This is a genomic window from Sinomonas sp. G460-2 (genome assembly GCF_047759905.1).
Classification (GTDB): domain Bacteria; phylum Actinomycetota; class Actinomycetes; order Actinomycetales; family Micrococcaceae; genus Sinomonas.
The window spans coordinates 1-22,693 of record NZ_JBKZWT010000018.1; the positions used below are offsets into that span (position 1 = coordinate 1).

At 70.1% G+C, this 22,693-nt stretch carries 20 protein-coding genes; 11 read left to right on the forward strand and 9 right to left on the reverse strand.

Annotated elements, in window-relative coordinates; translation table 11 throughout:
* Window positions 1-620: dienelactone hydrolase family protein (locus tag ACLN58_RS03835; RefSeq protein ID WP_415853956.1), on the forward strand; the 620-nt coding region annotated here is incomplete at its 5' end.
* Here the strand turns inward: ACLN58_RS03835 and ACLN58_RS03840 are convergent.
* From ACLN58_RS03840 to ACLN58_RS03850, 3 genes are all read right to left on the reverse strand, one after another.
* Window positions 617-1,702 carry a hypothetical protein gene (locus tag ACLN58_RS03840; protein WP_415853957.1) on the reverse strand — a complete coding sequence of 362 codons (1,086 nt, stop codon included), beginning with the start codon at window positions 1,700-1,702 and terminating at the stop codon, window positions 617-619. The two genes, ACLN58_RS03835 and ACLN58_RS03840, sit on opposite strands and share 4 nt — an antisense overlap.
* A gap of 107 nt (window positions 1,703-1,809) precedes the next feature.
* Complete coding sequence (locus ACLN58_RS03845; protein WP_415853958.1) at window positions 1,810-2,967, reverse strand: glycosyltransferase; 1,158 nt, start codon at window positions 2,965-2,967, stop codon at window positions 1,810-1,812.
* A gap of 36 nt (window positions 2,968-3,003) precedes the next feature.
* Window positions 3,004-3,912: an Fpg/Nei family DNA glycosylase gene (locus ACLN58_RS03850; protein ID WP_415853959.1), complete on the reverse strand. Its 909-nt coding sequence runs from the start codon at window positions 3,910-3,912 to the stop codon at window positions 3,004-3,006.
* Between the two features lie 182 nt (window positions 3,913-4,094).
* Here ACLN58_RS03850 and gcvH point away from each other — a divergent pair, with 182 nt between their 5' ends.
* The 5 genes from gcvH to ACLN58_RS03875 all read left to right on the forward strand — a co-directional run bounded on the left by gcvH (window position 4,095) and on the right by ACLN58_RS03875 (window position 7,049).
* The gene (gene gcvH / locus ACLN58_RS03855) at window positions 4,095-4,481 is read left to right on the forward strand and encodes a glycine cleavage system protein GcvH (RefSeq protein ID WP_415853960.1); all 387 of its coding nucleotides are present in this window, start codon (window positions 4,095-4,097) and stop codon (window positions 4,479-4,481) included.
* Window positions 4,482-4,514: 33 nt separating this feature from the next.
* A complete protein-coding gene (locus ACLN58_RS03860) occupies window positions 4,515-4,991 on the forward strand; it encodes an FHA domain-containing protein (RefSeq protein WP_415853982.1) in 477 nt (158 codons plus the stop codon).
* A 23-nt stretch (window positions 4,992-5,014) separates the two neighbouring features.
* Window positions 5,015-5,740: a MerR family transcriptional regulator gene (locus ACLN58_RS03865; protein WP_415853961.1), complete on the forward strand. Its 726-nt coding sequence runs from the start codon at window positions 5,015-5,017 to the stop codon at window positions 5,738-5,740.
* On the forward strand, window positions 5,740-6,246 hold the full coding sequence (locus ACLN58_RS03870; RefSeq protein ID WP_415853962.1) for a bifunctional nuclease family protein: 507 nt from the start codon (window positions 5,740-5,742) through the stop codon (window positions 6,244-6,246). Before ACLN58_RS03865 ends, ACLN58_RS03870 begins: the two co-directional genes overlap by 1 nt.
* 209 nt (window positions 6,247-6,455) lie before the next feature.
* On the forward strand, window positions 6,456-7,049 hold the full coding sequence (locus ACLN58_RS03875) for a MerR family transcriptional regulator (protein WP_415853963.1): 594 nt from the start codon (window positions 6,456-6,458) through the stop codon (window positions 7,047-7,049).
* A gap of 108 nt (window positions 7,050-7,157) precedes the next feature.
* Here the strand turns inward: ACLN58_RS03875 and ACLN58_RS03880 are convergent, their stop codons facing one another.
* Entirely contained in the window at window positions 7,158-7,982 is an 825-nt protein-coding gene (locus ACLN58_RS03880) for a ParA family protein (RefSeq protein ID WP_415853964.1), read from the reverse strand.
* Between the two features lie 210 nt (window positions 7,983-8,192).
* Here ACLN58_RS03880 and ACLN58_RS03885 point away from each other — a divergent pair, with 210 nt between their 5' ends.
* The gene (locus ACLN58_RS03885) at window positions 8,193-11,594 is read left to right on the forward strand and encodes a pyruvate carboxylase (RefSeq protein WP_415853965.1); all 3,402 of its coding nucleotides are present in this window, start codon (window positions 8,193-8,195) and stop codon (window positions 11,592-11,594) included.
* Between the two features lie 139 nt (window positions 11,595-11,733).
* Window positions 11,734-13,140: a hypothetical protein gene (locus tag ACLN58_RS03890; protein ID WP_415853966.1), complete on the forward strand. Its 1,407-nt coding sequence runs from the start codon at window positions 11,734-11,736 to the stop codon at window positions 13,138-13,140.
* 37 nt (window positions 13,141-13,177) lie between these two features.
* Here the strand turns inward: ACLN58_RS03890 and ACLN58_RS03895 are convergent, their stop codons facing one another.
* Window positions 13,178-14,992, reverse strand: coding sequence for an AMP-dependent synthetase/ligase (locus tag ACLN58_RS03895; protein WP_415853967.1), 1,815 nt, complete (start codon window positions 14,990-14,992; stop codon window positions 13,178-13,180).
* Between the two features lie 178 nt (window positions 14,993-15,170).
* On the opposite strand from ACLN58_RS03895, the gene ACLN58_RS03900 reads away from it, so the two are divergent.
* Window positions 15,171-16,190 carry an ROK family glucokinase gene (locus tag ACLN58_RS03900; protein WP_415853983.1) on the forward strand — a complete coding sequence of 340 codons (1,020 nt, stop codon included), beginning with the start codon at window positions 15,171-15,173 and terminating at the stop codon, window positions 16,188-16,190.
* A gap of 51 nt (window positions 16,191-16,241) precedes the next feature.
* Here ACLN58_RS03900 and ACLN58_RS03905 read toward each other — a convergent pair whose 3' ends face one another.
* The 3 genes from ACLN58_RS03905 to ACLN58_RS03915 are packed head-to-tail and all read right to left on the reverse strand — an operon-like array spanning window position 16,242 to window position 18,311.
* Window positions 16,242-16,781, reverse strand: a complete 540-nt coding sequence (locus tag ACLN58_RS03905) for a hypothetical protein (RefSeq protein WP_415853968.1) — start codon at window positions 16,779-16,781, stop codon at window positions 16,242-16,244.
* The gene (locus ACLN58_RS03910; protein ID WP_415853969.1) at window positions 16,778-17,536 is read right to left on the reverse strand and encodes an alpha/beta hydrolase; all 759 of its coding nucleotides are present in this window, start codon (window positions 17,534-17,536) and stop codon (window positions 16,778-16,780) included. Before ACLN58_RS03910 ends, ACLN58_RS03905 begins: the two co-directional genes overlap by 4 nt.
* 19 nt (window positions 17,537-17,555) lie before the next feature.
* Window positions 17,556-18,311 (reverse strand): alpha/beta hydrolase, encoded by a 756-nt coding sequence (locus ACLN58_RS03915; protein ID WP_415853970.1) that lies wholly within the window; start codon window positions 18,309-18,311, stop codon window positions 17,556-17,558.
* Between the two features lie 113 nt (window positions 18,312-18,424).
* Between ACLN58_RS03915 and ACLN58_RS03920 the strand changes: the two genes are divergently transcribed.
* Window positions 18,425-19,186, forward strand: coding sequence for a lysophospholipid acyltransferase family protein (locus tag ACLN58_RS03920; protein ID WP_415853971.1), 762 nt, complete (start codon window positions 18,425-18,427; stop codon window positions 19,184-19,186).
* Between the two features lie 53 nt (window positions 19,187-19,239).
* Window positions 19,240-20,631: a class II 3-deoxy-7-phosphoheptulonate synthase gene (locus ACLN58_RS03925; protein WP_415853972.1), complete on the forward strand. Its 1,392-nt coding sequence runs from the start codon at window positions 19,240-19,242 to the stop codon at window positions 20,629-20,631.
* A 49-nt stretch (window positions 20,632-20,680) separates the two neighbouring features.
* Here the strand turns inward: ACLN58_RS03925 and pknB are convergent, their stop codons facing one another.
* Window positions 20,681-22,675 (reverse strand): Stk1 family PASTA domain-containing Ser/Thr kinase, encoded by a 1,995-nt coding sequence (gene pknB / locus ACLN58_RS03930; protein WP_415853973.1) that lies wholly within the window; start codon window positions 22,673-22,675, stop codon window positions 20,681-20,683.
* Window positions 22,676-22,693 lie beyond the last annotated feature (18 nt).

The following is a 22,693-nucleotide window of genomic DNA, read 5'->3' on the forward strand; positions in this document are numbered from 1 at the left end:
ACCGTCCCGAGCGCAACCGGCGCCGGCCACTAGAGGGAATCACCATGGCGGAGGTCGTCCTGTTTCACCACGCGCTCGGGCTCACGCCCGGCGTCGTGGACTTCGCGGACGGCCTCCGCCGTTCCGGCCATACGGTGCACACCCCGGACCTCTTCGAGGGGCGCACGTTCCCGACCATCGACGACGGCGTGGCCCACGCCCAGGAGATCGGCTTCGGCGAGGTGATCGCGCGGGGGACGGCCGCCGTCGAACGTCTCCCGCACCGCGTCGTGTACGCGGGGTTCTCCCTCGGCGTCCTGTCCGCGCAGAAGCTCGCCCAGACCCGATCCGGGGCGGCGGGCGCGCTCCTGTACTACTCGTGCGTTCCGCTCGCTGAATTCGGCGGTGCGTGGCCCTCCGGCGTCCCGGTCCAGATCCATGGGATGGACGCGGACCCCTCCTTCGTGAACGAGGGCGACCTCGACGCCGCGCGCGAACTCGTGGACTCGGCCGATCACGCCGAGCTCTTCCTGTATCCGGGCAGCGGCCACTACTTCGCCGACCCCACGCACCATGACTACGATCAGGCGGCCGCCGAGCTCCTCGTGCGCCGCACGCTGGCGTTCCTCGCCGAGCTCTAGCGGCCCGCGGCCACGTCGGCGCGGCGGGCCCCGGAACGCAGGGCCAGTACGGTCAGGGCGAGCATCTCGATCCCTGTCCACACGAGCGTTCCTCCCGACACCTCCGGGGAGAAGCTCAGCGCGCCATCGTGCAGTGCAACCGCCGCGAAGTATGGCGCCCAGAACACCACGGGCGCGAGCGCGAGGGCTGTCACGAGCCGAGCGGGACGGTCCGGCGCGGGCCGCAGCGCGAGCCACACAAGCCCCACAACCGCGCCGCCCACCGCGGCGGCGCCCAGGAGCCATAGGTCCCGCAGCGCGACCATCATCTGGAGCGCGGCGGAGGGCACGAACACCATCGCCGCGGGCACGACGGCGGCGAGCCGCCAGCGGAGCGACAGCAGCAGCACCGGGACGAACAGTGCTGCGGTGGAGACGAAGAACGAACCGAGCGACACGATGATCGACGACGACGTCGGCTCGCCCACGATGCGCGCCCCGCCCGCCGTCGGCACGAACGTCTGGATGAGCCCGTGCCGCGCGTAGACGGCGAACTCCTGGAGGATGAAAGCAGCGACCATGCCGCACAGCATCGCGCTCACCACCGCGGGGATGAGCCCCGGCCACGACCGCGCAGACGACCGCCGGGCGGCCGCGAACGGCGCCCCGAGGATCAGGAGGCCGCCGGTCGCGAGCCCCAAATGGGACGGGCTGAACAGCGCCTTGATGCTCTGCTCGATTCCGAACACCGAGTGCCGAGCGAAATCCGCGACGCCCGAGGCGAGGAACAGGAGGACTCCGGCGGCGGCGGCGCCGTAGCCAGCCGGGATTGCGGAGATCCACGGCGTGCCGCGCGCGTGGCGCCGCCACGTCAGGGCGGCGATCCATACCGCGCACGCCGCGAATCCCGAATACAGGATTGCGTGCCACGGGGTGAAGAACGTCTCCAGATCGGGGAGGTTGTTGTGGGCCCAGCCGTCGACGTACGTGCCGGTGAGGAGCCACACCCCGGCGACGAGCGTGAGAACGTCCTCGGCCGTGTTCGTGGGCCGGCGCACGGCCGCGGGCGGGCCGGCGAAAGTGGGGGCTGCAGCGGCGTCCATGCGTCTACGGTAGGTCCGTCACGGGCGCTCCGGGAGATCCTGAGCCTCCCAGGTCCGTCGCTCGTGCTCGGCCGCCGCCTGAGCCCGCCCCTAAGCCCGCCGCAGCGTCAGAGGCCCGCGAGCAGTTCCCGGGCGACGTCGTCAGGCGACGGCGTCCCGGCGACCTCCGCGGAGAGCCGCCGCGCTGCCGCGCGATGCTCGCCGTCCCCGAGCAGCCGGCCCACGGCTTCGGCGATGCCGTCGACGTCGAGCCCGGACGCGCCGGAGAGACCCACGCCGGCCCGGTCGATCGCCTCCGCATTGAAGAACTGGTCGGCGCCCTGCGGAACGACGAGCTGGGGAACCCCGTGCTCGACGGCGGCGAGCATCGTGCCTGAGCCGCCATGATGGACGATCGCGTCAAGCGTCGGCAGGATGGCGGCCTGTGGGACGAAGCGGTGCAGGCGCACATTGTCCGGCATGTCGCCGAGGGCCGCCGGATCGCCCTCGGGCCCGCACGCCACGACGACCTCCGCGTCGGTGCGCGCCGCACCGAGCACGGCCGTGCGAAGGGCCTCCACGGCGCCGAAGGAGACGGTCCCGAGCGTCACGAACACGCGCGGCCGCCCACCGGCCGGAGGCGCGAACAGCGACGGGTCCGTCTCGGGCGCCGGCTCGCTCCACGCCGTCGTCCGCACGGGGATCCGGGTCTCGGGCCTCGACTCCGAGAGCGTCTGGAGGCCTACGGGAAACGGGTCGATGTATCCGGCCGCGTCGAAGCCCATCGACGCGCCCGCGACCTCCCACGGCTTCCTCGGATCATCCCCGTCGGCGGCTCTGGCAACCGCAGGGAGGCTCCCGAGGAACGGGGACCATTGCGTGATGCCGAACGTGAGGGCGCGGGCGCCGACCTCGTCCGCGACGACCTTCGCCGCGGGGAACATCGTCTCGTAGATCACGAGATCCGGGGTCTCCGCGGCCCACTGCTCGCGAAGCATGGGCGCTGCGTGGCGCGAAATCACGTTCCCAAAGAAGGAAGGCACCCAGCGCTCGCGGAAGTTGTCCCTGACCTCAGGGAAGGTCGACATGACCTCGGCAGTCACCGCACCGATCGTCGCTCCGTCGGGAAAGCCGGGCCGCGTCGGGATGTCGAGGCGACCGTGGAACGGAGTGCCGACGGCCACGTGGACGTCCGCGCCCGCGCGCTGGAGGGCGAAGGCGAGCGGCATGAGCGGGTAGAGGTGGCCGTAGGCCGGGGAGGAAGCAAGGGCGACTCTGGGAGCCATGGGGGTCCTCACGAGTGAAGGGCTGCAGGGATTTCGCTACTTGAGGAACTTGGACGTCGTGCGGTCGGCGAGCAGTTTGCCGCCGGTCTGGCACGTGGGGCAGTACTGCAGCGCGCTGTCCGAGAACGTGACCTCGCGGATCGTATCGCCGCACACGGGGCAGGCCTCTCCGGTGCGGCGGTGCACGCGCATGCTGGCCCGCTTCTCGTCCTTGAGGTCCTCTGGCGGCCTTCCGATCGCCTCGGTGGTCGCGCCCTCGAGCGTGCTGCGGAGGGCCGCATAGAGCCGCTCCGTCTCGCCGTCGTCGAGCGTTGACGCGACCGCGAACGGCGAGAGCTTCGCGAGGTGGAGGATCTCGTCGCTGTACGCGTTTCCGATCCCCGCGATGATCTTCTGGTTCCGCAGGAGCCCCTTGATCTGCTGGCGCTTGTTCAGGAGCGAGCGGAATCGCTCGAGCGTGAAGCTGTCCTCGAGCGGCTCGGGGCCGAGCTCAGCGATCGCGGGCACGTCCTCGAGCCTCCGGACGATCCACACGGCGAGGCGTTTCCAGGTTCCGGCCTCGGTGAGGTCGATGCCCGTGGTCTCCTCCCCGCGCACGAACCCGAAACGCGCCGCGGAATATCCCTTGCCGCGGCCCAGGGTGGCCTCGGGCAGCTCGTCGTGGACCTTCACCCAGCCGCCCAGGGCCAGATGGACGACGACGAGAAGCCGGCCCCCGCCGTCGTCCGCGCCTTCCCCGGAAGACCCGTCTGGCGCGACGCGGAACACGAGGTATTTGCCCCGCCTGCCCACGGATTCGATCGAGCGCCCCACGAGATCGGTGTAGGGCGGACTGGCCGTTTTGAGGGCGGAGGGCGACACGACGAACACGCGGTCCACGGTCGCGCCAGCGAGCCGGGCGTCGAGGAACGCCGCAAGCGCCGTGACCTCTGGAAGTTCGGGCATGGCTGCCTTTCGTCCGGTCGGCTCCGCAGCCCGGCCGCCATGCGGGGCAGGCAGGCCGCATCACCCTCCATCGTGGCAGAAAAAGGCGCCCTGAGCGGTGGTTTTCTTATGCCTATACTTTCAGCGACACGGCCCTGACGGAAGCGCCAGAGCGCTCCCAACCCGACGAAAGGCGAGCCCCCATGAGCAACGTCCCCGCCGATCTTTCCTACACCGCCGAGCACGAGTGGGTCACGGTCGCCGACGGCGACGGGATCGTCCGCGTCGGCATCACCGACTTCGCTCAGGACGCCCTCGGCGACGTCGTCTACGTCCAGATGCCGGAGGTCGGCACCGAGGTGAGCGCGAACGCCGTCGTGGGCGAGGTCGAGTCGACCAAGAGCGTGAGCGACATCTACGCTCCTGTCTCCGGCACGGTCGTGGCCCGGAACGAGGCGCTCGACGGCGATCCGGCCCTCGTGAACTCGGATCCGTACGGCGACGGCTGGCTCATCGATGTCAAGCTGAACGACCCGGCAGAGGTCGAGGATCTGCTCAGTGCGTCGCAGTACGAACAGCAGGTAGGGTAGACATCTGGGTAGTACGTCTTTAGAGGAGGAATGATGGGGACCGAGGAGCGTCGCGGGCTCGACGCAGGTGAGGCCACGCAACGCGACATCTCAGCGTCGGAGACCACATCGATCCATCTGCCACCCGTGGTTCCGGAGCCTCCCCGGGACCGGCAGCTGACGGCTGAGGAGGCCGCCGCCATCGCGGCGCTCCCGCACGGCTCGGCCCTCCTCATCGCCCACACAGGCCCGAACGCGGGCGCGCGCTTCCTGCTCGACTCGGAGGCGACGACGGCGGGACGTCACCCCAACGCGGACATCTTCCTCGACGACGTGACCGTCTCGCGCCGTCACGCCGAGTTCCGCCGCACCCCGAGCGGTGCCTTCGAGGTCGTCGACGCGGGGAGCCTCAACGGCACCTACGTCAACCACGACCGCGTGGACAGCGTGACGCTCCGCAACGGTTCCGAGGTGCAGATCGGCAAGTTCCGGCTCACGTTCTACATGAGCCCCGCGCGGGCCACGCGGTGAGGCACACCGCCTAGGGGGCGCGCATGGCACTCTCTCATCCGGAGCGCCGGGGGTCCACAACCCTCAACATCGGGGAGGTCCTGGCCGCGCTGGCCGAGGACTTTCCCAGCATGACCGCGTCCAAGATCCGCTTCCTCGAGGAGAAGGGGCTCATCTCGCCCCAGCGGACCCCGGCGGGCTACCGCCAGTACGGCGAGGGCGACGTGGAGCGGCTGCGCTTCATCCTCGCCCTGCAGCGTGACCAGTACCTTCCGCTCAAGGTCATCAAGGACTATCTCGACGCGATCGATCGCGGCGAACGCCCCGAGAACCTTCCCGGCGGCCTGACGCTCTCGCCGCGGGCCGTGAGCGAGGACGTGGCGGCCGAGCTGCGGACAACACGTTCGCGCTCGCTCTCCGAGGAGCAGCTGCGCGCGGAGTCCGGCGCGAGCGCGACCCTCGTCGAGACCCTGCGGAGCTACGGGCTCATCTCGACCGAGGACGGGCGCTACGACGAGCACGCGCTCCAGGTGGCCCGCGCGTGCGTCCAGCTTGAGTCGCACGGCATCGAGCCGCGCCACCTTGGGCCGTTCCGCGCCGCGGCGGAGCGTGAGTTCGGGCTTGTGGAGCGAGCCGTCGCCCCCATCGCGTCGCGGCGGGACGACGCCTCGCGCGCCCGAACGGCGGAGACGGCGCGGGAGATCAGCGATTTGTGCCTGACCTTGCACCGGGCCTTGGTGCACGGTCGGATTTCGAGAATGGAGGGGTGATGATCGAAGTTGAGGTCGTAGGCGTGCGCATCGAGCTGCCGTCCAACCAGCCGCTCGTGCTCCTCCGGGAGAAGCACGGGGAGCGGCACCTTCCGATCTGGATCGGCACGGCCGAGGCCAGCGCGATCGCCCTCGCCCAACAGCACGTCGTCCCGCCGCGCCCGCTCACGCACGATCTGCTCGTCAACGTGGTCCACGGGCTGGGCCGCCAGGTGGTGAGCGCGACGATCGTGGCGGTGCAGGACAGCGTCTTCTACGCCCAGCTCGGCTTCGACGACGGGACGGTCATCGAGTCCCGCGCGTCGGACGCCCTCGCCGTGGCGCTGCGGGTCAATTGCCACATCTGGTGCGCGGACTCGGTGCTCGAGGAGGCCGGCGTCCAGCTCGCCGAGGGCAGCGAGGAAGGCACGGAGGAGGCGGCACCCAGCACTGACGAGGAAGAACGTGAGATGCGTCGCTTCCGCGAGTTCTTGGCCGACGTTGAGCCTGAGGACTTCGACGAGTAGATCCGACACGGTGACGCTCAAGGCCGAGGTCTTTGATTTCGCTTCCCCTCGGTTCTAACGTCGTTGATGGAAGCTCCCATTGCATCCCCGGCAGGCTCGGGCGACACTGGAAGTTGCACTGGCGTTTGTAATTACAGTGCTGGTCTTCGGTCGCCTCCCTCTCCTGGGCGGTGCAACATCCCCAGCGGGAGCGAGAGAAGGAGGGTGACGTGAGTCCTCAAGGCGATTCGGGAAAGTTGAACCGCGCCAGCGGTCCCGGCACCGATGTTCCCATCGGCGAGCAGGGCCTGCTGTTCAGCGAAGACCTGCCCGTGCTTGACGAAGAGGCCGGCTACCGTGGCCCCACCGCATGCAAGGCCGCCGGCATCACGTATCGGCAGCTCGACTACTGGGCTCGTACGGGTCTCGTCGAGCCAACCGTGCGCGGCGCGGCTGGCAGCGGCTCCCAGCGGCTCTACGGATTCCGCGACATTCTGGTCCTCAAGGTCGTCAAGCGGCTGCTCGACACGGGCGTGTCGCTCCAGCAGATCCGCATCGCGGTGGGTCACCTCCGCGAGCGTGGCGTCGAGGACCTCGCCCAGATCACGCTCATGAGCGACGGCGCGTCGGTGTACGAGTGCACGTCCGCCGACGAGGTCATCGATCTCGTCCAGGGCGGGCAGGGCGTCTTCGGCATCGCCGTGGGCCGCGTGTGGCGCGAGGTCGAGGGCAGCCTCGCCGAGCTCCCGAGCGAACACGCAGAGGATCAGGCCTTCCCGGGCGACGAGCTGAGCCGGCGCCGGGCCGCGCGGAAGATCGGCTGACAACTTCACGACGGCGGCCTTTCGGCCGTGCGGCAAAGGGCACCCCGTGCGGGGTGCCCTTTTTCGGTGTTCTGGGCGAGCCTGTGTTCTGGCGAGCGCTGCCCCGGTCTAGCGGGTGGACCGCGGGCGGAACTCGCGGCTCTGCTTGACCACGGAGACGAGCAGCTGGTCATAGAGCGCCGCGGTGCTGCGGGCGGCGTCGCCCGGCCAGTGGTGCACGGCGTGCGCGGCGCCCTGGATCTGCTGCCAGTTCGCGAGTTCTGGGATGGTCGGGGCGAGCAGGAGCGGGCCGAACATCTGCTTCATCTCTTCGAGGCGGTAGGCGTGCTCGGTCGACGACGGGCGAACCCGGTTCGCGATGATGCCGGCGGGGGCCAGCTTCGGCGCGAACTCCTCGCGGAACAGCTGGATGGCCCGCATGGTGCGTTCCGTGCCGGCCACGGAGAAGAGCCCCGGCTCCGCGACGAGCAGCACGCGGTCGCTCGCGGTCCACGCCATGCGGGTGAGCCCGTTGAGCGACGGCGGGCAGTCGACCAGGACGAGCTCGTAGTTGTCGATTCCTTCGAGCACCGACGCGAGACGCCTGAGGTCGCGCCGCCCGAGGTCGGGCCGGTCGTAGACGCTGCTGAGCGAGCCGCCGAACGCGACGTCGAGCACGCGACTCTTGCGCCCGTCGAGATTTCCGGCGCGGGTAACCCAGCTGCTGTTGACAACGTTCTCGGCGATCCGCACGCGGCGCGGCGTCTTGAGCATCCGGGCGACCTCGGCCTTTCCGTCCGCGGCCACGCCGAGGGCGGTGGAGGCGTCGGCGTGGGGGTCGAGGTCCACGACAAGCGTCGGAATGCCGGCCGCGAGGGCCGCCGACGCCAGGCCTGTGGTCACGGAAGTCTTCCCAACCCCACCTTTGAGGCTGCTGATGCTGACTACTTGCACTGGAGAATCCACACCTATCCGCTGGCCGACTCCCCACCATCTTAGTGGCCGACGAAGAGCGCTGAGAGCCACGTCCCCGCCGGCTGCTCGTGCACATTACACGGTCTGTCATCGTGATTCCGGGCACACGCCATTGAGTTGGTAGTTTTCAGGGATAGAGACTAGGCACCACCTAGCTGAACCCATCCGTGCCCCGAACGAGGAGTCGACGTGTTCTCGAAAATTTTGGTGGCCAACCGCGGAGAGATCGCCATCCGAGCTTTCCGCGCAGGCTACGAACTAGGTGCCAAGACCGTCGCCGTCTTCCCTTACGAAGACCGCAATTCGATCCACCGCCAGAAGGCGGACGAGGCCTACCTCATTGGCGAGGAAGGGCACCCCGTCCGGGCCTACCTGGACATCGAGGAGATCGTGCGGGTCGCCAAGGAGTCCGGCGCTGACGCGATCTACCCGGGTTACGGGTTCCTCTCGGAGAACCAAGGCCTGGCCAAAGCAGCCGCCGAGGCCGGCATTACCTTCGTGGGCCCACCAGCGGAGGTGCTCGAGCTCGCGGGCCACAAGGTGCACGCGCTCGAGGCTGCCCGCAAGGCCGGCATCCCCGTGCTCAGGTCGAGCGCGCCCAGCTCGGACGCCGAGACGCTCCTGGCCGCGGCGAGCTCGATCGGCTTCCCGATCTTCGTCAAGGCCGTCGCGGGCGGCGGCGGGCGAGGCATGCGCCGCGTCGACACCCCCGAGGCCCTCCCGGAAGCCCTCAACGCCGCGATGCGCGAGGCGGACGCGGCCTTCGGCGACCCGACCGTGTTCCTCGAGCAGGCCGTGCTGCGGCCGCGTCACATCGAGGTTCAGGTCCTCGCCGATGCCGAGGGCAACGTGGTCCACCTCTTCGAGCGCGACTGTTCCCTCCAGCGGCGCCACCAGAAGGTCATCGAAATCGCGCCGGCGCCGCAGCTCGACGAGTCGATCCGCCAGGCGCTCTACGCCGACGCCGTCAAGTTCGCGAAGGCGCTTGGCTACGTGAACGCTGGGACCGTGGAGTTCCTCGTCGACACGGTCGGGGACCGCGCCGGTCAGCACGTGTTCATCGAGATGAACCCCCGCATCCAGGTCGAGCACACGGTCACCGAAGAGGTCACGGACGTGGACCTCGTGCAGGCCCAGCTGCGCATCGCATCGGGGGAGACGCTCGCCGATCTCGGGCTCACCCAGGATTCGATCCAGCTCAAGGGTGCCGCCCTCCAGTGCCGTATCACCACCGAGGATCCCGCGAACGGCTTCCGCCCCGACGTCGGCAAGATCACGGGCTACCGCTCGGCCGGCGGCGCGGGGGTGCGCCTCGACGGCGGCACCGTCTACCAGGGCGCCGAGATCAGCCCGCACTTCGACTCGATGCTCGTCAAGCTCACGTGCCGCGGCCGCGACTACGCGACGGCCGTCAAGCGCGCGCGCCGCGCTCTCGCCGAGTTCCGCATCCGCGGTGTGTCCACCAACATCCCGTTCCTGCAGGCCGTCCTCGATGACAAGGACTTCGTCGCGGGCAACGTCGCCACCTCGTTCATCGACGAGCGTCCGGAGCTCCTGAGCGCTCGGAGTTCCGCCGACCGCGGCACGAAGCTCCTGACGTGGCTCGCGGACGTGACGGTCAACAAGCCGAACGGCGAGCTCACCGTCCACGCCGATCCGCGCGCCAAGCTCCCCGCCGCGAACGCTTCGTCGGCGCCCGCCGGATCGCGCCAACGCCTGCTCGAGCTCGGCCCCGAGGGCTTCGCGAAGGCCCTGCGCGAGCAGTCCGCCGTCGCGGTGACGGATACCACGTTCCGCGACGCGCACCAGTCGCTGCTCGCGACGCGCGTCCGGACGCGTGACCTCGTCGCCGCCGGACCGGCCGTCTCGGCGCTCACCCCGCAGCTCCTCTCCGTCGAGGCGTGGGGCGGTGCGACCTACGACGTCGCGCTCCGCTTCCTCGGCGAAGACCCGTGGCAGCGGCTCGCGGCGCTCCGCGCGGCGATCCCGAACGTCTGCCTCCAGATGCTCCTGCGGGGGCGCAACACGGTCGGCTACACGCCGTACCCCGAGGAGGTCACGGACGCGTTCGTCAAGGAAGCGGCAGCGACCGGCATCGACATCTTCCGCATCTTCGACGCGCTCAACGACGTCAACCAGATGGCCCCGGCCATCCGCGCCGTCCGCGAGACGGGCACCGCGGTGGCCGAGGTCGCGCTGTGCTACACGGGCGATCTCCTCGACCCGAACGAGTCGCTCTACACGCTGGACTACTACCTCGGGCTCGCGCAGAAGATCGTCGCCGCCGGCGCACACATCCTCGCGATCAAGGACATGGCCGGGCTCCTGCGGCCCGCCGCGGCAGCGAAGCTCGTCAGCGCGCTGCGCGAACGCTTCGACCTCCCCATCCACCTGCACACGCATGACACCGCAGGCGGCCAGCTCGCGACGCTGCTCGCGGCGGTCGACGCGGGCGTCGACGCGGTGGACGTCGCCTCGGCCTCCCTCGCGGGAACCACGAGCCAGCCGCCCGCGTCCGCCCTCGTCGCGGCCCTCGCGCACACCCCGCGCGACACGGGCATCTCGCTCGAGGCCGTGAGCGCGCTCGAGCCGTACTGGGAGGCCGTGCGCCGCGTGTATGCGCCGTTCGAGTCGGGCCTGCCCGGCCCCACGGGCCGCGTCTACCGCCACGAGATCCCGGGCGGCCAGCTCTCCAACCTCCGCCAGCAGGCCATCGCGCTCGGCCTCGGTGAGCGGTTCGAGGCCATCGAGGACATGTACACCGCCGCGGACCGGATCCTCGGCCACCTCGTCAAGGTCACGCCGTCGTCCAAGGTCGTGGGCGACCTCGCGCTCCACCTGGTCGGCCTGAACGCCGATCCCGCGGACTTCGAGGAGAACCCCCAGAAGTACGACATCCCGGACTCGGTCATCGGCTTCCTCGGCGGCGAGCTCGGCGACCCGCCCGGCGGCTGGCCCGAGCCGTTCCGCTCGAAGGCGCTCCAGGGCCGCACGGTCAAGGTCCGCGAGGAGCAGCTGAGCCCGGAGGACTCGGACGCGCTTCGCGGCGACTCCGCGACCCGGCGGGCCACGCTCAACCGGCTTCTGTTCCCCGGCCCGACGAAGGACTACCTCGCGAGCCGCGAGGCGTACGGGAACCTCGCGGTGCTCGACACGCGCGATTACCTCTACGGGTTCCAGCGCGGCAAGGAGCACGTGATCGAGCTCGAGCGCGGCGTGCGGCTCATCGCTCAGCTCGAGGCGGTGTCGGAGCCGGACGAGAAGGGCATGCGCACCGTCCTGGCCCTGCTCAATGGCCAGTCTCGCCCCGTCTCGGTGCGCGACCGGTCCGTTGAGAGCAACGTCAAGCAGGCCGAGAAGGCGGACCCGGCGAACCCGAACCACGTCGCGGCGCCGTTCGCTGGCGCCGTCACCGTGACGGCGAACGAGGGCGATGCCGTCAAGGCTGGCGACACGATCGCGACCATCGAGGCCATGAAAATGGAGGCGTCCATCACAACGCCAGCCACGGGAACGGTCTCGAGGGTCGTCATGAACGGGGTCCAGCAGGTCCAGGGCGGCGATTTGCTGCTCGTCGTGTCGCCTGCCTGACCGCCAAATTCGGGGCTCCGGGGCGGGCAAGCGGCTACACTGACAGCGATCAGAGGCTGGGGCGGCGGAGCGTGAGCGCCGCCGCCCCAGCCTCCTCAAACGTCACCCAGTGACTGACCGACGAGCCTGAGCGGGAGCAATGACCGAGGAGAACACGCACCAGCACGACGCCGAGCCTGAGGGCGTCGCCGAGCCCACTCCGGAGGCCGAGGACGCCGCGAACCAGCCAACGGAGGCGGCGAAGGCCGTCGACGAGGGCGCCGAGACCAGCCAGGCTGCGGAGCACGAGGGGGAGACGCACGACGGCGGCGAGGAGCCTGCCGAGGCCGGCGCGCCGATCGAAGTGGTCACCGTTGCCGATGCGCAGGACCGCTCGTCCGCGGGCTCGCTCGCGGCCCTCACGATGCCTGAGCCGGTCCTCGGCTCGCTCGTGCCACCGGAGCCCGGGCGGCCGCCCGCGGGGTACCTGCCCCAGTCGCGGCTTCAGCCTGCGGAGGAGACCGAGCCGACCCGGATGACCGTCGGCGACCCGCAGCCTCACGTCGCCGCGGAGCCTGTTGTCGAGCACGCGGAGGCCGCGCCCGAGGCCGCCGTCAGTGAGCGGCGCGCGCGTCCCACCGGACCCGAGCCGGCCTCGTCCCTCACGTCCGATCGACTCATCGAGAAGGTCGCATCGCCGCCCGTGGGCAGCTGGCGCCTGTGGCTCTACAAGCTCACGTTCGGATACGTGAACCTCGGCGACTCAGACGCCGTGCGGATGCAGCGTGCCCTCGAGCATCGCATCTCGATCCGCCTCGGGGACCGCACGCGCTACGTGCCGATCCTGTCGCGCAAGGGCGGCGTGGGCAAGACGACCGTCACGACCCTGCTCGGCATGGCCCTCGCGGGGCTCCGCGAGGATCGGGTGATCGCCCTCGACGCGAACCCCGATCGCGGGACGCTCTCCGATCGCAACCCCGGGCGCGCCAACTTCACCGCGCGGAGCCTCGTCAAGGACCGCTTCGGCGTCGACTCGTTCGCGCAGCTTTCCGCCTACACGGCCCGCGAGGGCTCGCGGCTCGACGTCCTCGCGTCCGATGCGGACCCCATGGTCGCCGACGCGTTCGACGACGGCGACTACCGCGCCGTGACGGACATCTTGGGCCGGTACTACTCGATCGTCCTGACCGACTCGGGAACGGGCATGGTCCACTCGGTCATGAAAGGCACGCTCGACAAGGCTGACGCCGTGGTTCTCGTCTCGGGCGGCAGCGTCGACGAAGCCCGCCTCGCCTCCGAGACCCTCTCGTGGCTCGAGGCGCACGGCCGGCACGACCTCGTGAAGAAGGCCATCGTCGTGGTCAACATGGCTGCCGGCGACGGGACCCGCGTGGACATCGACGAGATCGAGGATCACTTCCGCACGCGCGTGGCCCACGTGATCCGCATCCCGCACGATCGCCACCTCGCCGAGGGCTCGCAGATCGAGTTCGAGAAGCTCCGCTCCGAGACGCGGCGCGCGGCCAACGAGCTCGCCGCCCTCGTGGTGGACGAGCTCATCGACTGACGCCCTCGCGACCGGGGAAATCCCGAGCCGGCGGTCTTCAGACGGCCGTCGGCTTCGGCGTCGAGTAGATCTGGTCGACGACGTCCCCGAAGTCGGCCATGACCTTGGCGCGCTTGACTTTGAGCGAGGGCGTGAGGTGCCCCGACTCCTCCGTGAAGTCGGTTGGAACAACCCGGAACGCCTTGATCGCCTCGGCCTTGGACACCGAGCCGTTCGCTCGGTCGATCACGGTCTGCACGTGCTCGCGGACCACGATGTTGTCCGTGGCCTCCGCGACGGTCAGCGCGGGCTGGCCGTGGCGTTCGAGCCAGCCCGGGAGGGCCTCCTCGTCAAGCGTCACGAGCGCCGCGATGAACGGCCGCCCCTCGCCGACCACCACGACCTGGGAGACGAGCGCGTCCGCGCGGATCTGGTCCTCGAGCTGCGCGGGGGCCACGTTCTTGCCGCCCGCCGTGACAATGATCTCCTTCTTGCGTCCCGTGATCGTGAGGTAGCCGTCGGGGTCGAGTTCGCCGATATCGCCCGTGTGGAACCAACCGTCGGTGAACGTCTCGGCCTGAAGCTCAGGCAGCTTGTAGTAGCCGCGCATGACGCACACGCCCTTGGCGAGGATCTCGCCGTCGTCCGCGATGCGCACGGCGTTGCCGGGCAGCGGCGCGCCCACGGTGCCGATCTTGATGAGCGACGGCGTGTTGACGCTGATCGGGGCAGTCGTCTCGGTGAGGCCATACCCTTCGAGCACGAGGAGGCCGATGCCGTGGAAGAAGTGGCCCAGGCGCTTGCCGAGCGGCCCGCCGCCCGAGACCGCGTAGCGGATGTGCCCGCCCATCGCGGCCCGCAGCTTGCGGTACACGAGAGCGTCGAAGAGCGCGTGCCGAAGCCGGAGGCCCACGCCGGGCTTCCCGCCGTCGTCGTGCGCGGCTGACCACGAGATCGCGGTCTCCGCGGCCGCGGCGAAGATCTTGCCGCGGCCCTCGTTCTCCGCCCTCGTGCACGCCGAGTTGTAGACCTTCTCGAACACGCGCGGGACGGCCAGGATGAACGTCGGCTGGAAGCTCTGGAGGTCCGGGAGCAGGTTCTTGATGTCCGGCGTGTGGCCCACTTGGACGCCTGCCGCGACCGCGAGCACCGAGATGAAGCGCGCGAACACGTGGGCGAGGGGGAGGAACATGATGGTTTTCGCCCCGGGCGTGAAGACCTCGCTCACGGCCGCGACCGCGTTTTCGGAGAGCCCCACGAAGTTGCCGTGCGTGAGCTCGCAGCCCTTGGGCCGCCCGAGCGTGCCCGAGGTGTAGATGATGGTCGCGAGCGAGTCGAGCGTCGCGGCGGAGCGGCGGGCCTCGAGCTCCTCGTCGGTGACGCGGGTGCCGGCCGCGCGGAGCTGATCGAGCCCCGCCGGGGTCATCTGCCACACGTTCTTGACGGGCAGGCCCTCGGAGTCAGCGGCAATCCGGATGATGTCCTCGTGGCCCGCCGTCTCGCCGAAGGCCGCGATCGCGCCCGAATTGCCGAGGTTCCATGCCACCTGGGACGGTGAGGAGGTCTCGTAGATGGGCACGGACACGGCGCCCGCGAACCAGATCGCGAAGTCGACGAGCGCCCATTCGTAGCATGTGCGTGCCATAATCCCGATGCGGTCGCCGGGGCCGATCCCGCTCGCCATGAGTCCCTTGGCGAGTTTCTCGACGTCGGCCCGGAACTCCTTGGCGCGGATGTCCTGCCAGGCGCCCGAGGCGTCGCGGCGGGCGAAGATCGCGGGATTGGCCGGCTTCTCTGCCTGCTCGACGACGAAGTCCGTCGTGTTCCGCGCAACTGCATGGGGAACAAGGGGCGGGACGATCTTCTCGCGCACGGTGACTCCTTTGCTGTGCCCACAGGGGGTCCTGACCCCACAGGGGGTGCTTACCTCAACCATAGCCAAGGCGGCGGCGGTGTGGCCTCCGCCACTTTGCGAAAGCTACTGGCCAGTAACATTACCCGGGAGGCCGCGAGTCCGCCACTGTCCGCAGCCATAGACTGGGCCGGTGCCCATTCAACGACGCCCTTTCCCGCCGCGCCGCCCGGCCGGCCCCCGACTCCGACGCCGCGGGCTCGCGATCGGTATCGACATCGGCGGCACGAAGGTCGCGGCTGGAGTGGTCGACGCCGACGGAACGATCCTGCGGGAGGCCCGCCGCGCGACGCCCGGCTCGCAACCCCGTGAGGTCGAGCGGGTCATCGTCGAGCTCGTCGACGAGCTGAGCGGCGACCATCGCATTGCCTCGGTGGGCATCGGCGCGGCCGGTTGGATGGACCTCGACGGCGGCACCGTGCTGTTCAGCCCGCACCTCGCGTGGCGCAACGAGCCCCTGCGCGACAACCTCGAGCGGCTCCTGCGGCGCCGAGTCCTCCTCACGAACGACGCCGATGCCGCCGCGTGGGCCGAATGGCGCTTCGGCGCGGGCCGGGGTGAGCCGCGGCTCGTGTGCATCACGCTCGGCACGGGCATCGGGGGAGCGATGGTCATGGGCGGTCGCGTCGAGCGCGGCCGCTACGGGGTTGCAGGGGAGTTCGGCCACCAGATCATCATGCCGGGCGGCCACCGCTGCGAGTGCGGGAACCGAGGCTGCTGGGAGCAGTACGCATCCGGGAACGCGCTGGGCCGCGAGGCGCGCGAGCTCGCGCGGGCGAATTCGCCTGTCGCGCAGGAGATCATCAAGGCCGTCGGGGGAGACGTCGACTCGATCACGGGCGCGGTCGTCACAGAACTCGCGCGGCTCGGCGACCCGGCTTCACGCGAGCTGCTCGAGGACGTGGGCGAATGGCTCGGCCTCGGCCTCGCCAACCTCGCCGCCGCGCTCGACCCGGGCACGTTTGTGGTGGGCGGCGGCCTGTGCGACGCCGGGGACCTCCTGCTCGACCCCGCGCGAAGGGCATTCGCCCGCAACCTCACGGGCCGCGGCTTCCGGCCGGCCGCGAGCATCCACCGGGCCGAGCTCGGCCCGCAAGCCGGACTCATCGGCGCGGCGGACCTTTCACGGGTCAACGCCCGGGCGGGTGGCTGGGGGTAACAGGGCGGTGTCTTGAGGCTCACGTGGGTTAAGACTCACGTGAGTTAAGTCTCAGAGCCGGGCGCCGTCGTCGCCCTCGGGCTTGTCGCGCGGGAGCCGCATGATGAGGAAGCCCACGGACGCGATGAAGATCGCGACGAGCCCCGCGATCGCGTAGCTCGGGATCCCGCGCCAGAACAGCGCCGAGAGCAGAAGCGCCACGGGTGCGCCGAGCGCACCGATCCAGGAGAGGACCGACGCCGGATCGGCCCCGGCGAGCACGGGCTCGGGTTCCTCGGGAACGAACTCTCCGTCGCCGCCGGCCGCCTCGTAGTCCCGAGGGCCCTCGCCCTGAGCGCCGCTGAGGCCGAGCGGGTCGAATTCCGTGAAGCCGGGGCGCTTGCCGTGTTCGGGGCCCGGCCCGGGCTCTGACGGGTGGGCCGCCGCGGCACGCTCGGCCGCGGACGGCTCGAGCGGCGCTGGGCCGAACTGCTCGTCGTCCCAGCCGGTGCTCACCCGCGGGTCGCCGGAGCGCAGCCTCGCGACGAGGTCGCGCCAGATGTCGTCGTCGGCCTCGTGGTCCGCGCGATCCGGGTCCGGCTGGCCGTTCATGCCTGCTCCTGGGTCTGCGGCTGCGGGCCCTCGGACCGCACCGACGTGACGTTGCGGATGAATTCCGAGGAGCGCGCGAAGATCGTCTCGGCGTCGTTGTCGAGCGTCGCGACGTGATAGCTGTTCGGGAGCCTGATGAGCTCGATTTCCGTGCCGCCGTAGCGCCGCGCGATGGCGGCGACGCTGCGCTCGCTCGTGACGGTGTGGTCCACCGTCGAGCGGAAGACCTGGAGCGGCGCCGTGGCCTGGGGGAGCAGGCGGACCGTGTCGCGGAAGAGGAGCTTGAGCTCGTGGGCGGCGGCGACGGGCACCCGAGCATAGGACTTTTCGTCCTGCCCCGGCTTCTTGATGTCATTGCCGATCGCAGGGACGGAGCGCACGGCGTAGCGGATGACGGCGGAGAAATGCGAGCGGGGATCATCGACGACGAGGCCGGGGTTGACCACCGTGACGCCCGCGACGGGGTGCAGGGCCGCGAGCCGCAGCGCGAGCGCGCCACCCATCGAGAGCCCCGCGACGACGATGCTCGAGCACTCCCGGGCCAGGTCCGCGTAGGCCGCCTCGCACACGTCGTACCACTCGTGCCACCGCCGGGTGGCGAGATCCATCCACGTGGTGCCGTGACCGGGCAGGAGCGGAGTTGCGACCCGGAATCCGTCGCGGCGCAGAGAATCGGCCCACGGTTCGACGCTCGCGAGACTCCCCGTGAAGCCATGGCTCAGGACGACGCCGACCGGCGCCGTGACGCTGTTCATGTCAAGCATTATGCCCCGATCACGCCCCGACGGCGGGGTGAGCGGCTTTCGCGGCGCAGCGCTCGAAGAATTCGGCCGTGCGAGCCACGATCAGCAGCGCCTCGCGATCGCGCGTCGCGACGTGCGGACTCTCATGGAGGGGGACGAATTCGACGTCGTCGCTCGCGACCCGCCGCAGGATCCGGGCCATGGACGACGGCGGGACCACGGGGTCGGCGTCCGACTTGAACGCGAGCAGTGGCGCCGTCACCTTGGGGAGCGCGCGGTCCGTAGCGCGGAAGAGCTGCCGGAGCTCGTACACGGCCGCGAGCGGCGTGACGGGATAGTCGCCCTCGTCGCCGACGGGCTCTGGCGCCGCGGGCTCGTCGATGGGGGCCGTCGTCCGGAGGAAGTGCCGGATCGCGCCGATGTACCGCACGCGCCAGTCGTAGAAGCCGAGCCCGGGATTGACCACCGCGACGCCGGCAACGGGGAGGCGCGAGGCAGTGCGCAGGGCAATGGCCCCGCCCATCGAGAGGCCCGCGAGAAACACGAGGTCGTTGCGTGCGGCCACGCGCGCGCACGCTTCCTCGAAGGATTCGGTCCACTCGCGCCAGCGTCGCCCCTCGAGGTCCCGCCAATCTGTCCCGTGGCCGGGGAGCCTGGGCACCTCGACGTCGAAGCCGCGCGCGGCGAGCCCTTCCGCCCACGGTTCGACGGACGAGGGCGAACCCGAGAACCCGTGGCACATCGCCACTCCCCACCGGGCTCCGGGACGATCGATCGGTGCGGCCATGCTCCCATCGTGGCACCGCCACGCTGCCAGCGCACGAATTCCCCAGCACGCCGGGCGGGTCCTCACTAGAGTGGGAGCGGCAAGCGCACGCCCCTGACGGCGGAAGGCACACGTTGATCTACTGGGTCCTCAAACGGATTTTCATCGGACCGATCGTCAAACTCCTGTTCCGGCCGTGGGTGAAAGGGCGCGCGAGCGTTCCGGATGAGGGGCCCGCGATCCTCGCCTCGAATCACCTTTCGTTCTCGGACTCGATCTTCATGCCGCTCATGGTCCGGCGGCCCGTGGTGTTCCTCGCGAAGCAGGAATACTTCACCGGCACGGGGCTCAAGGGCTGGCTCACGGCCGCGTTCTTCCGCCTCACGAATCAGCTCCCCATGGACCGCTCGGGCGGCACCGCGTCGACGGCGTCCCTTACCGCCGGCGCGGAGGTGCTCCGGCAAGGAGGCCTGCTCGGCATCTATCCCGAGGGGACCCGCTCGCCGGATGCGCGCATGTATCGGGGAAAGGTGGGCGTCGCGCGGCTCGCGCTCGAGACGCGCGTGCCCGTGGTCCCGGTCGCGATGATCGGCACGGACAAGGTCCAGCCGATCGGTCAGCGCTTCCCGTCAATCCGCCGCGTGGGCGTGATCTTCGGCCAGCCCCTCGACTTCTCGGAGTACTACGATCGCGCCGACGACCGCGACGTGCAGCGGATCGTGACGGACCGGATCATGCAGGAGCTCCAGCGCCTCTCCGGCCAGGAATACGTGGACGTCTACGCTGCGACCGTCAAGGCCCAGCTCGCCGCCAAGCCCGAGACCGAGGCCGCGCCGGGGGACGCGAAGCGCAAGCGTCGCAAGCGGCGCGGCGAGGGGACGACGGCGGGCGCGTGAAGCGCCGTCGTCACGCGGCTTGGCAGGCATTCGCGCTGAGCTAGCCTTGTCTCGTGACTCAACTCTCCACGCCTCCGCCGGCCCCGTTCACGAGCACGTCGCAAAGCGGCGCAGCCGACTATCCGGGGCTTGACGACTGGCGTTCGCTCCCCGCGTCCCAGCAGCCCTCGTGGGCAGACGCGGCGACATTCAAGCGTTCCGTGGCTGAGCTCTCCGTCCTCCCACCCCTCGTCTTCGCAGGCGAGGTGGACCTGCTTCGCCATCGCCTTGCGGACGCGGCACAGGGCCGCGCGTTCCTTCTCCAGGGCGGCGACTGCGCCGAGACGTTCGAGGCCGCGACCGCGGACCGGATCAGTGCTCGCGTGCGGACAATCCTCCAGATGGCGGTCGTCCTGACCTATGGGGCCGCGATGCCCGTCATCAAGATGGGCCGCATGGCTGGCCAGTTCGCGAAGCCGCGCTCCTCGGACACCGAGACGCGCGAGGGCGTGACGCTCCCGGCGTACCGGGGTGACATCGTCAACGGCTATGAGTTCACGCCCGAGACGCGCGCGCACGACGCGGGCCGCATGCTGCAGGCCTACAACACGTCCGCCGCGACCCTGAACCTCATCCGCGCCTTCACGCAGGGCGGCTTCGCGGACCTGCGGCTCGTCCACGCGTGGAACCAGGGGTTCACGAAGAATCCCGCCCACGCGCGCTACGAGTCCCTGGCCCGCGAAATCGACCGGGCGATCACGTTCATGGACTCGTGCGGGGCCGACTTCGAGGCGCTCCGGCGCGTCGAGTTCTTCGCGAGCCACGAGGCGCTCCTGCTCGACTACGAGCGCGCCCTCACGCGGATCGACTCGCGGACGGGACTCCCGTACGACACGTCGGCGCACTTCCTCTGGATCGGGGAGCGCACGCGCGAGCTCGATCACGCCCACGTCGACTTCCTCTCTCGCGTGCGCAACCCGATTGGCGTCAAGCTCGGCCCCGGTGTCTCGGGCGGCGACGCCCTGCGCCTCATCGACAAGCTCGACCCCGAGCGCGAGCCCGGCCGCCTCACGTTCATCACCCGCATGGGGGCGAAGAACATCCGCGAGAAGCTCCCTCCGGTCGTCGAGAAGGTCACGGCCTCGGGCGCCCGCGTGCTGTGGGTCACCGATCCCATGCACGGCAACACCGTCACGTCGCGCAACGGCTATAAGACGCGGCGCTTCGACGACGTGGTGGATGAGGTCCGCGGCTTCTTCGAGGTGCATCACGCGCTCGGCACCGTGCCCGGCGGCCTGCACATGGAGATGACGGGAGACGACGTGGCCGAGTGCCTCGGCGGCTCAGACCCGATCGACGAGGCCGCGTTCGAGGACCGCTACGAGTCGGTGTGCGATCCACGCCTCAACCACATGCAGTCGCTCGAGATGGCGTTCCTCGTCTCGGAGGCGCTGACCAACCGGTGATGCCGGCCAAGCGCTGACGGTGATGCCGGCCCAGCGCTGACGGCTCCTTTCAGACGACCGTGAGCGTGATGGTCGAGCCCTCCGGAACGTCCTGGTCCACGGGACTCTGGGAGCGGACGGTGCCGAAGAACCCGCCGAGGACGTTCTGGATCTTGACCGTGAAGCCGAGCTTCTGGAGCGCGTCCTGCGCCGCGCTGACCTGCTGGCCCACGAAGTTCGGCACGTGCACCATGCGCGGGCCCTTCGACAGCGTGATCGCAACGGTCGAGCCCCGTGTGAGGCTCTGACCCGCGGCGGGATTCTGGGTGACGATTGACCCAGCCGGAATCGTGCGGTCGAACACGGGGGTGTCCACGACGGAGGGCTGGAAGCCGGCCGCCGTGAGGGCCGCGACGGCGTCCGCTTGCGTCATGCCCACGACCTTGGGGATCGGGATGGGCTGCGGGCCCTTCGAAACCGTGAGGGAGACGCGGCTACCGTGCTTGAGGGGGGTCCCAGCCGCCGGGTCCTGGGCCATGACAGTCCCCGCCGCAACCGTGTCGCTGTAGGACTCGGTCACGTTGCCGAGGGCCATCTTCGCGTTCGCGATGGTCTGCTTTGCTGCGTCGAGGGGCGTCGCCGTGAGCTGCGCTAACGGAAACAGCTCAGGTCCCTTGGAGACCATGAGTTCGACGCCCTGAAACTTGCGGATCTGGGCGCCGGCGTCGGGCGCGCTCGCGACCACGAGTCCGGCGTTGACCGAGTCGTCGAAGACGTCGTGGGTCGTGAAGCCGAAGCCAGCCTGCTGGACCAGGGTCTGGGCCTGGGCCACCGTGAGGTTCTTGACTGGGGGCACCGTGGCGAGCGCGCCCGGCCCGAAGCCGAAGAACCAGCCGATCGCGGCGGCGAGGAGGGCAAGGACGACGACGATGGCGAGCCACACGATGCCGCGTCGGCGGGGATTGCCCCTCCCGAGCTGGTGCGTGGGGCGCGCGGCCGCCGCGCGCGCGGCGCGATCTGCCTCCTTGGCCTGCCGCTTCTGCTCGCGCGGGCTGGGTGGTTCCTTGGGCTCGGGGCGCGGCATGACCGAGGTGTGGGACCCGCCATAGGCCGTGATGACCTCGGTGCCGCGCGGCATGGCCTCGGTCCGGTCCCCAGACAGTCGCTCCGTGAGGGAGTCGCGGGGATCGAGTGCCCCCGGGGCTCGGTAGTCGAGCTGAGCGTCGGTGAGTGAGAGCCGGATGTCGCGGATCTCGCCGAGGAGGGCTCCCGCGCTCGGCGGGCGGCCGGCCGGGTCCTTGCGGGTCATCCACCCCACGAGCTCGTCGAGTTCGGGCGCGAGGCCCGGTGCGCGCTCCGACGGAGGCGGAACGTCGTCGTTGACGTGCTGGTACGCAACGTGGGTCCGCTCGGGGCCCATGAACGGCAGCGTGCCGGTCAGCATCTCGAAGAGCATGATGCCGGTCGAGTACAGGTCGCTCCGCGCGTCGACGGGGCGCCCCGTGAGCATCTCCGGCGGGATGTACTCGGCCGTCCCGAACAGCGTGTCGGTGACCGAGGTCGCGGAGAGGCTCCGGGCGAGGCCGAAGTCGCCGACTTTGACGCGGCCGTCGTCCGCGAGCAAGACGTTCGCGGGCTTGACGTCGCGGTGGATGATTCCGGCCGAGTGGGCCGCCGCGAGGCCATCCACGACCGCGTCGATGAGCGCGAGCGCCTGCTTCGGCGCGAGCGGCCCATTCTCGTCGAGGAGGTCCCGGAGCGTGCGGCCCTGGACGTACTCCATGACGAGGTACAGGACGCCGCCGTCTTCGCCGCGGTCGAGCATCGAGACCACGTGGGGATGCGAGAGCTGGGCAGCGGCGATGGCCTCGCGTTCGAAGCGTTCCGCGAAACTGCGGTCGCGGCTCAGATGGGGGTGAAGCACCTTGAGGGCGACCCGCCGGCGCAGCGACGTGTCCATCGCGAGATAGACGGTCGCCATGCCCCCCGTTCCGAGCAGCGACAGGACCTCGTACCGGGCCCCCACGAGGGAGCCGACGAGGCCGTCGGTGTGCTGTCCGTTCACCCTACGATCCTATGTCGC

Bases quoted from the DNA above. Each gene is read 5' to 3' on its own strand.
- ACLN58_RS03910 (WP_415853969.1), bottom strand. From the start codon at position 17,536: ATGAACAGCGTCACGGCGCCGGTCGGCGTCGTCCTGAGCCATGGCTTC.
- gcvH (WP_415853960.1), top strand. From the start codon at position 4,095: ATGAGCAACGTCCCCGCCGATCTTTCCTACACCGCCGAGCACGAGTGG.
- ACLN58_RS03915 (WP_415853970.1), bottom strand. From the start codon at position 18,311: ATGGCCGCACCGATCGATCGTCCCGGAGCCCGGTGGGGAGTGGCGATG.
- ACLN58_RS03865 (WP_415853961.1), top strand. From the start codon at position 5,015: ATGGCACTCTCTCATCCGGAGCGCCGGGGGTCCACAACCCTCAACATC.
- ACLN58_RS03850 (WP_415853959.1), bottom strand. From the start codon at position 3,912: ATGCCCGAACTTCCAGAGGTCACGGCGCTTGCGGCGTTCCTCGACGCC.
- ACLN58_RS03845 (WP_415853958.1), bottom strand. From the start codon at position 2,967: ATGGCTCCCAGAGTCGCCCTTGCTTCCTCCCCGGCCTACGGCCACCTC.
- ACLN58_RS03840 (WP_415853957.1), bottom strand. From the start codon at position 1,702: ATGGACGCCGCTGCAGCCCCCACTTTCGCCGGCCCGCCCGCGGCCGTG.
- ACLN58_RS03860 (WP_415853982.1), top strand. From the start codon at position 4,515: ATGGGGACCGAGGAGCGTCGCGGGCTCGACGCAGGTGAGGCCACGCAA.
- ACLN58_RS03905 (WP_415853968.1), bottom strand. From the start codon at position 16,781: ATGAACGGCCAGCCGGACCCGGATCGCGCGGACCACGAGGCCGACGAC.
- ACLN58_RS03870 (WP_415853962.1), top strand. From the start codon at position 5,740: ATGATCGAAGTTGAGGTCGTAGGCGTGCGCATCGAGCTGCCGTCCAAC.
- ACLN58_RS03890 (WP_415853966.1), top strand. From the start codon at position 11,734: ATGACCGAGGAGAACACGCACCAGCACGACGCCGAGCCTGAGGGCGTC.